Annotated in this window: 3 protein-coding genes and 1 pseudogene; 2 read left to right on the forward strand and 2 right to left on the reverse strand. The window is 33.7% G+C overall.

Annotated features, from left to right (window positions below):
• Positions 1-383, reverse strand: a 383-nt coding sequence (locus K9V48_RS27390) for an IS6 family transposase (RefSeq protein ID WP_224142228.1), incomplete at its 3' end; no start/stop codon positions are given.
• A gap of 525 nt (positions 384-908) precedes the next feature.
• Positions 909-1082, reverse strand: a pseudogene (locus K9V48_RS27395) (IS4 family transposase); the annotation flags it as partial.
• Positions 1083-1558: 476 nt separating this feature from the next.
• On the opposite strand from K9V48_RS27395, the gene rpiA reads away from it, so the two are divergent.
• Together rpiA and K9V48_RS27405 are read left to right on the forward strand one after the other, a co-directional pair.
• Positions 1559-2287 carry a ribose 5-phosphate isomerase A gene (rpiA, locus tag K9V48_RS27400; protein WP_224142229.1) on the forward strand — a complete coding sequence of 243 codons (729 nt, stop codon included), beginning with the start codon at positions 1559-1561 and terminating at the stop codon, positions 2285-2287.
• A gap of 167 nt (positions 2288-2454) precedes the next feature.
• Positions 2455-3471 (forward strand): oxidoreductase, encoded by a 1017-nt coding sequence (locus K9V48_RS27405; protein ID WP_224142230.1) that lies wholly within the window; start codon positions 2455-2457, stop codon positions 3469-3471.
• The last annotated feature ends 195 nt before the right edge of the window (positions 3472-3666 follow it).

The raw sequence follows: 3666 nt of genomic DNA on the forward strand, positions 1-3666 counted from the left end.
TGAAAAGACCGCAAAGCTTTCTTGAAAAAGCGCTTTGCAGCCTTATGATTTCTTGTTTTGTTTAAATAAAAATCAATCGTATTTCCTTCTGAATCAACGGCACGATATAGGTACATCCATTGACCATTGACTTTTACATACGTCTTATCGACTCGCCAAGAATCATTGGTTGGCTTAAGATGACGCCGTACCCGCTCATCTAATTCAGGACCATACTGATGAACCCAACGCATGATGGTTGTATGAGCAATAGATAATCCGCGTTCTTCCATCATTTCGACTAAATCACGAAAACTGAGGTTATACCGTAGGTACCATCTCACGGTTAATAAAATAATATCAGGTTGATAATGTTTCCACTTGAATAGATTTTGCTTTTCCATACTGATCACGTCCTTTTTTAGAGTAATAGTATCAGTATGTCCAAGATTTAGAGATTACTTGCAGATATTTTGAAGTTTTTGCACCAGAACCGGTTTTTTCATACCGATACACGTCCTTTTTAGTTTAGTAGTATCAGTATATCCAAGATTTAGAGATTAGTTTCAAATTAGCTGAAATTTTTGCACCAGAACCCGTTTTTTTATATTTTCTTCAAGTATTTGCACCAGAACCGATTTTCTTGGTGAGTTTATAGAGTTTAACATGACAAACCTAAATACAATTTATTTTTAATAAATGAAATTTAACGCTACTCTATGTTTACACATCGATGATTTGTGCAGGAATTTATGTCAATAAAATTACACAATCCTTGCTAGAGAATTGCTCCCTATAAGGGGTCCTGCCGCATGCCCATCAAGCTAACACCAATGAGTACTTAAAGTAGAGCCATTTCTACAAGATAATCGTTCATGCCATTAAAGAAAGACATGCCAAATAAGTCTCCGATAGGTCATTTTTTTGCGCTATGCTGTACCCTTGTGACACATGGTATACTGATAGACAACACCCAATATATCAAAGACTGTCTTTTTCTCATAACGGTGGGATTTTCGCCCGTTTTTCTGTAGGAGGACAAACAGGCGAAGTAGAATCTTTGATAGCTCTTGGGTGCTTTTTTGTATCGCTTGAAACAGCACATTGCTATCAAGCTAAGAGTTTATATCTGTCCCAAGGAACGATATTTGGGACTTTCTTGGTAACAAAGGAAGCTTATTTTATAGTTTTGGGGTTGATCTGTTTTCTTAACTTGATGGGCATGAGATATAGGTGGATATTTTCATAATTGTGTGTATTTATCTTTACTTCATGAAATGGAATTTCATGAAAATGTTGTTCTTTCGTGAGTCATTCTATTTTATAACCATTGATATAACAATGATTATGAAAAAAAAGATCAAATCACCCGAGTGTACACATATGACAGAGAAAATCAAAAGTAATCTATCAATCGGTTTATAAAACGCTCCTTTTGCTACGGGAGCATCTAGACAAATCTTATTTCCGTCCATATAATCAGCAATAAAGCACTACCATATTCAAAACTTCTCAGGAATTTTATACGTATACATGGTAGTGATCTTGGAATTTTAAAATCACTACTAAAGTTTTTATCATGAATGTAAAGGCTTATTTTAAAATTAGGAAGGTAAATAATGTGGAGGCTAATGAGTTAAGAAAGCTGTGTGCAAAGGAAGCAATGAATTATATTCAAAATAATTCGATTATAGGATTAGGTGCAGGAAGAAATATTGAATTCTTAATAGAATATGTAAGTGAAGAAATAAAAAATGGGCTGAAGTTGAAAGTTGTAACTCCTTCTTATAACACAAAAAAGCTTTGTGTTGAGAAAGGCATTGAAGTGCTTGAAACATATTTTGTAGATGAGATTGATGTTGCCTTTGATGGATGTGGAGAGGTAGATACAAACTTTTATGCTTCAAAAAGTGGCGGTGGAGTCCATACAAAGGAAAAATTAATTGCTGCAATGGCTAAAGATTATATTTTACTCATTGATGAAGGGAAGTTTACAGACGCTTTAAGCTGTAAATATCCTGTTTCACTGGAAGTTATAAAAGATTCCTTAAGTTATGTAATAAAAAGCGTAGAAAAAATCGGCGGAGTGCCAACCGTTAGAAGAAATGGTATAAAGGATGGCTATACAATAACTGATGACGGTAATTTCTTGATAGACGTCCAATTTGATTCAGTAAAAGATTTTAAAGAGCTTAATGATTATTTGAATAACATTGATGGTGTTATCGGAACAGCTTTATTTACAAAGGAGGTTACAAGAATCATTATTGCAGGTAAAAATGGAGTGAGAGTGGTTTCAAAAGTATAGTTGTATATTAAAATGAAGGAGGTGAAACATATAAGATTAGGTAGTATTTGATTAGCAATATTGATATTGGAGATAGTTTGTGAAGTCCAGACAATTGCAAGAAATAAAGGTTGAATCATATTTCCAGAAGATATGGAAATCATGTAAATATATTTTAGGAGGCTGCTATGCTTACTATTGGTTATATTGGAAATGGGAAAAGCACGAACAGATATCATCTGCCATTTGTATTGCAAAGAGAAAATATAAAGGTAAAAACAATTTATCAGAGAAATCCTAAGAGTGAAAGTTGGGATAGGATTGCAGGAGTAAATTATACCTCTGATTTAGATGAACTATTACATGACAAGGACATTCAACTCATTGTGATTTGCACAAGACATGACAGTCATTATGAATATGCAAAATTAGTATTAGAACATAATAAAAACTGTTTGGTTGAAAAACCTTTTATGGAAACCTCGGAACAGGCAAAAGAAATATTTGCACTGGCAAAAGAGAAAGGATTAATTGTTCAGGCGTATCAAAACAGACGTTTTGATAGTGACTTTTTAACGGTTCAAAAGGTTATTGAAGAAGGGAAATTAGGGGACTTACTGGAAGTGGAAATGCATTATGACTATTATCGTCCCGAAGTACCAGAGTCTGTTCATTCTTTTAATCCTATATTGTCATATTTATATGGGCATGGCTGTCATACATTAGATCAGGTCATCAGCTATTTTGGCAAGCCAGATCATATACATTATGATGTAAGACAATTATTGGGCGAAGGAAGAATGAATGATTATTTTGATTTGGATTTGTACTATGGCAAGTTAAAAGTATCTGTAAAATCCAGTTACTTTAGATTGAAAGAAAGACCAAGCTTCGTCGTTTACGGCAAAAAGGGATGCTTTGTGAAAGAAACCAAGGATCGTCAGGAAGAACACTTAAAGGTATTTTACATGCCTGATAACAAAGATTTTGGTATGGATAAACTAGAACATTATGGTGTGCTCACCTATATTGATGAAGAAGGTACAATCCACGAAGAAAAAGTGGACTCCGTAAATGGTGATTATGGAAGAGTATATGATGATTTATATGAAGCTATCATAAATGGTAAAGATAAAACCATTACGGACGAACAGACGTTTCTGCAAATGGAAATACTAGAAACTGGAGTTAAAGACTTAAAATAAAATTAAAAGTTGGTTCTTTTGTAATGCAAAAACTGGATTCTATTTGTTTAACCCGGTAATAGTTTATGTGGTTCTGGTGCAAAAAACTCAAAACAACTGCAATTAATCTCTAAAGCTCGGACATACTGATACTATTACTTTAAAAAAGGGACGTGATCAGTATGGAAAAGCAAAATTTGTTCAAGTGGAAACATT

The organism is Metabacillus rhizolycopersici (assembly GCF_020075705.1).

Bases quoted from the DNA above. Each gene is read 5' to 3' on its own strand.
- rpiA (WP_224142229.1), top strand. From the start codon at position 1,559: ATGAATGTAAAGGCTTATTTTAAAATTAGGAAGGTAAATAATGTGGAG.
- K9V48_RS27405 (WP_224142230.1), top strand. From the start codon at position 2,455: ATGCTTACTATTGGTTATATTGGAAATGGGAAAAGCACGAACAGATAT.